This is a genomic window from Guyparkeria sp. SB14A, from assembly GCF_005096345.1.
Lineage (GTDB): Bacteria > Pseudomonadota > Gammaproteobacteria > Halothiobacillales > Halothiobacillaceae > Guyparkeria > Guyparkeria hydrothermalis.
The window spans coordinates 1-899 of the sequence record NZ_SWAW01000069.1 but is presented as its reverse complement, the minus strand read 5'-3'; the positions used below and the strand labels follow the sequence as shown (position 1 = coordinate 899).

Here is an 899-nt window from a genome sequence, read left to right as displayed (position 1 = left end):
GAGGTCTTGCCAAGATCGATGCCGAGCGTTGCAATGGACATAGGTCTGTTCCTCCTCTGTTGCTGAATGGGTTTGTTCCTCCAAACAGCGTAATAGGGTGGGAGCAGGCCATTCCATTAAAAAAGCCCCGACAAACGTCGGGGCCTCGTTCGCACATCAGCGTACGTCTGGTTATTTACCTACCGCGACCTCGTCCTTGATTGTCGCGATGGTTTTCTCGCCGATGCCCTTGACCTCGGCGAGCTGGTCGACCGACTCGAAGCGTCCATGCTCGGAGCGGTAGTCGACGATGCGCTCGGCGTAAACCGGGCCAATGCCGTTAAGGGTAACCAGTTCCGCCTCGGATGCCTCGTTGATATTCAATGGCTCCGCGGCGAATGCCGGTGGGGCGAGTAGCAACGCGGCACCAATGGTTGCCGCGCGTACGGAATGGGTGAGTCCCTTCATCATCCTACCTCCTTGTACACGTGGGATGGTTGTACCTTACGCGGGCGGTTCCCTCGTGAACATCAGCATATTCCGAATATGCTGTAGGAGTTTTCGGTTTGATTTGTAGGAATATGCCTACATGCCTGCCGATATCCCGTTTCCGCGTGGGATGGCGTGCGTCTGTCGGCCTGACGTGTTGGGGTGAAGCCCAACCTACGGGGCCTTCGGGTAGCCGGGTGGTCCGACTTTCGTGACCGAAGGAGCGAGACAGCCGCCACGATTAAAGGAAGAAAGGCACGCCGCAAAAGAAAAACCCCGTCGAGCATGAGCTGCGACGGGGTTTCTCTAAATGGGGAGCCTGGCGTTGACCTACTTTCACATGGGGAAGCCCCACACTATCATCGGCGATGCGGCGTTTCACTGCTGTGTTCGGGATGGGAACAGGTGGTTCCACCGCTCTATGGACGCCA

At 57.2% G+C, this 899-nt stretch carries 1 protein-coding gene and 1 rRNA gene; both read right to left on the bottom strand.

What is annotated here, in order from left to right; translation table 11 throughout:
* Positions 1 to 171: 171 nt before the first annotated feature.
* Complete coding sequence (locus FAZ79_RS11300; protein WP_136868057.1) at positions 172 to 450, bottom strand: helix-hairpin-helix domain-containing protein; 279 nt, start codon at positions 448 to 450, stop codon at positions 172 to 174.
* Between the two features lie 335 nt (positions 451 to 785).
* A 5S ribosomal RNA gene (rrf, locus tag FAZ79_RS11295) occupies positions 786 to 899 on the bottom strand; the annotation flags it as partial.